Genomic DNA, 5,006 nt, shown 5'->3' with positions numbered 1-5,006 from the left:
TGTGATCATCACCTGAAACATCCCAATGCGTTGCTAAAGCAGGAACCATTTTAGCAGGATCATCTGTCGCAGTACTCGCCAAGTTATCACAAACATTGTAAATAATTTCACTTGCATAAACATCATTGCTTTGGGCGGGATCAAACGTACTGATTGCATCAAGATTCCAAGCCATCACAAGGGTATTAGCCGGTGTTTTTGCTGAAACCTGTTGTACAACTACCCCCAAAGCCATAAGAGTAGCAACAAGAGAGCTGCTACTTTTTAATATTGTTTTCTTCAAGTTCATAAACTTTTCCCTTTATTTATTTTTTATCAATTAATGACGCTGAAATAATATAGCAAATTTATAATTATAACATTGAATAAATACGTTCTAATCGCTTATATTTTTAATCACCTACACAGAGTCATCTACTTGATAAATTCATTGACTTACGTCTCAATAAACCATAGCGAACATACAATATATGTTTTGCTAACCAGTATTACATTTTTTTCATAACCTTTCTTTGCATATGATAATGCACTATATCAGTTCCCTATTAATCATCAATAAGCCTTATCGCCCCAAAAAATAGTGAGCTTTAAAAAATCATTACGCAAAAATTTATGAATTCATTATTCTATTCCTTTAGGCGATATTTAAAATAAAATATGCAAACTTTAAAAATAGTTATCCCCCTCAAACACTCAGTTTCAAGATGCGGCGCATCTTTACTACATGACAAAAACGACACTGGAATAGCAGAAAGACATAAGAAAATATCTTTTCTAAAACGCCATCCCCCCACAAAAAGCTGCTTAATCTTTTGAAAAATAAGTGTCAAAAGTTTTACGTTTTTACCAACAAAACCAAACGCGTTAACAAAGATAAAAGAAAAATGAGAAGAATCATTCCTTCCACGCTTTATCTTTTGAGAAATAAAGCTTACAATAAAAGAATACACACTAAAATGCATTCCCCCATTGATAAAAACAAAATTCATTAGACGCTTCCCCCCTAAAGACATAACGAATATAAACCCTTCTAAACTTTAGTGTGCATCATCGCTTTGCCACTATAAAAATAGAGCATAAAACAACATACAGCAACAGAACTCTCGTTTCCAGCGGAAACATACAGAGATTCAACGAAGCAATGTAGTGGATACAAGCCTGCATGAGCTTAATCATCTTCCAAAAAATTGGAGCGCACACGCGGCAAGATCACTCTACTAATAGAGGAAAGCTATCAGATAATAAAACCCAACACAAGCAGCTTGAGTCATTTAACTTCAATTTTTCATCGCTGTATTTTATTTTTATTACCTAGGTAAGCATTGAGCAATCGACCTACATATAAATAAACCGACAGTCATACAAGCAAAGAAAAACAATGCAACAACAGCACCCCATCTAAAAACCACTTTGCATTCGTCAATAAGCATGAATAAAATATTCATTAATTATAACGGTCATGTCATTAACAGAAATAAAAAAAACTCTTCTCAACCATTACAAATGCCAAAGACTGTTGCACAACATTGAGAGCTAGTAAAGTGTGTGATGGTGCCGATTTGCTCCTTCATAAGCGTAAAGATGGAGGTGCTCAATGGATTTACCGTTGTACCATTCACAGGCGCCACCGCGAAATGGGTTTTGGTGTACTAAATGTTTCTTTAAAACATACAAGATATTACCATTATCTCACTTCAGATACATAACAGTTAAGGTATCACTCCTTTTGGCGTCTGTTTTTTCATCCTCAAAATTATACCTTTATCGTTTTTAGTGCCAACAACAGTAGAAAATCATTAATATTGTATAGTTTGTATATTTCAATTATCTTATACAGTGAAATTGTATAATCTATACATTCATTAAATAATTCAATTATTATCCTATTGATCATTACTCTTACAAAAGACAGTTTGCCAATTTATCGACAAAAACATCCTTCAAGATGATCATTAACAATCCCTACGGACTGCATAAAAGCATAACAAATTGTGGGACCAACGAATGTCCAGCCACGTTTCTTCAAGTCTTGAGAAAGACGAAGAGAAGCAGGTGTCATAGGGTTAGCCAACAGTGTTTGAAAATCTATTTTTTCATAACGCTCTGATGGTGGTGGCTGAAAAGACCAAAAATAGTGGGACAAACTTCCCCACTCTGTTATAATTTCTTGTGCTCTCAATGCGTTATTAAGCACTGATTGAATTTTTCCTTGATGGCGAACAATGTCTTTATTCTGCATTAACATTTGCACCTTTAGCTCATCATAATGAACAATCTTTTCAAAGTCAAAGTGATCAAATGCAATGCGAAAAAAAAAGCGTTTTTTTAAAATTGTAAACCAAGAAAGTCCCGCTTGGAAACCTTCAAGACAAATTTTCTCAAACAAACGAATATCCTCAAAAATAGGCTTTCCCCATTCGGTATCATGATAAGCACAATAAAGTGGATCCGTTCCAGCCCATGCGCAACGAACTTTTCCATCCACTCCCTTAAGAAGACCTTCCGCAAGCATGGCATTAACCCCCGTATTAAAAGAGCATTCCTTGATCATCGCTAGGCGACTTTATTTGCTTGTGTTTTGAACGTTTAGCGGAAATAGGCTCTTGTGTTGCAACACTGATATCTCCATCAAAAAAACGTAAATTTATGTGCCCCGTTTCAGGAAACTGAGCCAAGCGTTTAATGGGCTTATTCTCTTTCCCCAAAGCCAAAACAAAACCGCGCTCCAAAATATTCTGATATGAAGTGCTTTTTAAAAGCCTAGATACTACCTCTAACCCAGCACGTTGTTTTTCCACACTACGCACAAAAGCACGTTGAAGACGTGCCGTATATTCCTTTGTATTGCGTTGTGCTTTTTCACTATTTAACAAACGCGGTGAAAGACGCACACCAAGTGCATGAAAAGAAAAACGTTTTTTATCGTAGCTCACACAAAGAGCACGCTGCAATCGACTTGAAGTTTCATCCAAACCACGCCGTGGTAGAGCAAAAAGTTGATCGGCAGTCGGAAGAGCTCGTAGAGTAGCTCGCAATTTTTGTCGATAAAAATCCAAATAACGCGCTAGTCCCTTGCGCAAACGTGCAGCAAGCGATGCCACCAGCACCTCAAGATCAAGCTTAACAGGAACAGCCCGTTCTGCTGCGGCGGTGGGAGTTGGAGCACGCCAATCAGCCACATAATCAATCAAGGTCCAGTCCGTTTCATGCCCAACAGCAGAAATAACAGGAAGAGAAGATTCATAAACAGCACGAACAACAGCTTCGTCATTAAACCCCCACAAATCTTCTAAACTTCCCCCTCCCCGTGCAACAATAATAAGATCAGGCTTAGGAACAACTCCTCCTAAAGGCAACGCATTAAAACCTTCAACAGCAACAGCCACTTCTTTCCCACTTGTTTCCCCCTGAACACGTACAGGCCAAACCAAAATATGCAACGGAAAACGATCGGATATACGGTGAATAATATCACGAATAACAGCACCTGTTGGTGATGTTACAACGCCTATAGTTCGAGGCATATAAGGCAAAGTTTTTTTCTTAGCTTCATCAAACAAGCCTTCTTCTAAAAACTTTTTCTTACGATTTTCAAGGAGTGTCATCAAAGCACCAATCCCTGTTGGTTCAAGAGCCTCAATGACAATTTGATATTTCGATGATCCTGGATACGTCGTAAGTTTACCAACAGCAATCACTTCCATCCCTTCTTCAGGAGGAAATTTGAGCTTTTCCATCATTCTACGCCAAATAACAGCTTCCAACCGTGCCTTATCATCTTTTAAAGCAAAATAAGCATGTCCCGAAGCATGAGTACCACGGTAACCTGATATCTCCCCACGTACCCGTACATAACCAAACTTTTCTTCAACAACACGCTTTAGGGCCCCTGCTATTTCGGAAACAGTGAATTCTGCCACATTTGTTACACCTGTTTTTTCACTAAACAAACTTACCATTTTTCAATTCTTTACGCCCGTTTCTGTGAATCTTTTTGAAACAACACATCTTTAAACTTTTGATTTATAGCTTCATCAAAATACCCATAACACCGGCTAGAGTAGTTTATATTTTTAATTTCAAATCGATTATCAGGGTTGTAAAAAAACTTGAAGCCGTTTTATGGGGATATCTAGAGTCATTATTTCATTCGAAAATTGTATCAATAGAAGTTTAAATATTCAATCTTAACATTCACACAAACACATCTTTTATAAGAATTCCTGAAATAAAATTCTCTACACAACATAGAAATCCATTCCAGATAAAATTCAACGTATTGCAAAGTGTTAAAGAGCTTTGCAATACATCAAATATATCATGATCATGTTTTTTATATTTTATAAACCTGATCCTTCTTATTTTTCAATTGCACTATAAAAAATACGTGGTGCACTATTCCAAACCCATTTTTTGACATCAGGTGTCATCGCTACAGAAACATATGTCTGATAGATAAAAGCATAAGGTCCTTTCTGCATAAATTCACGTTGCAAATCAGCATACATTTGCGCCCGTTTTTTTGGATCTTTTTGAAACAACGCATCTTGAACCTTTTGATTCATAGTTTCATCCAAATACCCATGGCACCAACTCGCATAGCCTGTATTTTTAGCCTCAAACCGATTATCAGGATTGTAAATAAGACGTGAAGCCATTGTATGGGGATCCGCAGAATCATTATTCCATCCGAAAAAAATCGTATCAAAAGTACGTGCAGATAGTTTTGAAAATAACTGCGTGCCTACGAAACGTTCAATTTTAAAACGCACCCCCACCTTTTTTGCATTGTCTTGGAGAGACTGAGCAATAGGCAAAGCAAAAGGATAAGGAGAGGCACCAGCAAAAATACTGGCCTCAAAACCATCCGGATAACCTGCCTCTGTTAAAAGTTGCTTTGCTTTTGGGAGATCAAGTTTAAAGGGTTGCCCTTCTTTTTCATCCAAAGCCCCAAGATTACCAAGAGGAATAAAACTTGCACGTGGAATACCAACATCTTTGAGAAG

At 37.1% G+C, this 5,006-nt stretch carries 3 protein-coding genes and 2 pseudogenes; 1 reads left to right on the top strand and 4 read right to left on the bottom strand.

Annotated elements, in window-relative coordinates:
• A pseudogene (locus ACFILL_RS08500) lies at positions 1–289 on the bottom strand (ABC transporter substrate-binding protein); the annotation flags it as partial.
• 1,207 nt (positions 290–1,496) lie between these two features.
• Here ACFILL_RS08500 and ACFILL_RS08495 point away from each other — a divergent pair.
• Positions 1,497–1,676, top strand: a pseudogene (locus ACFILL_RS08495) (integrase); the annotation flags it as partial.
• Positions 1,677–1,921: 245 nt separating this feature from the next.
• Here the strand turns inward: ACFILL_RS08495 and ACFILL_RS08490 are convergent.
• The 3 genes from ACFILL_RS08490 to ACFILL_RS08480 form a co-directional block, all read right to left on the bottom strand.
• Entirely contained in the window at positions 1,922–2,551 is a 630-nt protein-coding gene (locus ACFILL_RS08490; RefSeq protein WP_375643710.1) for a DNA-3-methyladenine glycosylase I, read from the bottom strand.
• Positions 2,529–3,959 (bottom strand): exodeoxyribonuclease VII large subunit, encoded by a 1,431-nt coding sequence (gene xseA / locus ACFILL_RS08485; protein ID WP_375643709.1) that lies wholly within the window; start codon positions 3,957–3,959, stop codon positions 2,529–2,531. Before xseA ends, ACFILL_RS08490 begins: the two co-directional genes overlap by 23 nt.
• Positions 3,960–4,358: 399 nt before the next feature.
• A partial coding sequence (locus ACFILL_RS08480; RefSeq protein ID WP_375665927.1) for an ABC transporter substrate-binding protein occupies positions 4,359–5,006 on the bottom strand: 648 nt, incomplete at its 5' end.

The organism is Bartonella sp. AP20NXHL, from assembly GCF_042196165.1.
Lineage (GTDB): Bacteria > Pseudomonadota > Alphaproteobacteria > Rhizobiales > Rhizobiaceae > Bartonella.
The sequence above is the reverse complement of the archived record's forward strand: the minus strand, read 5'-3'. Positions and strand labels throughout refer to the sequence as shown.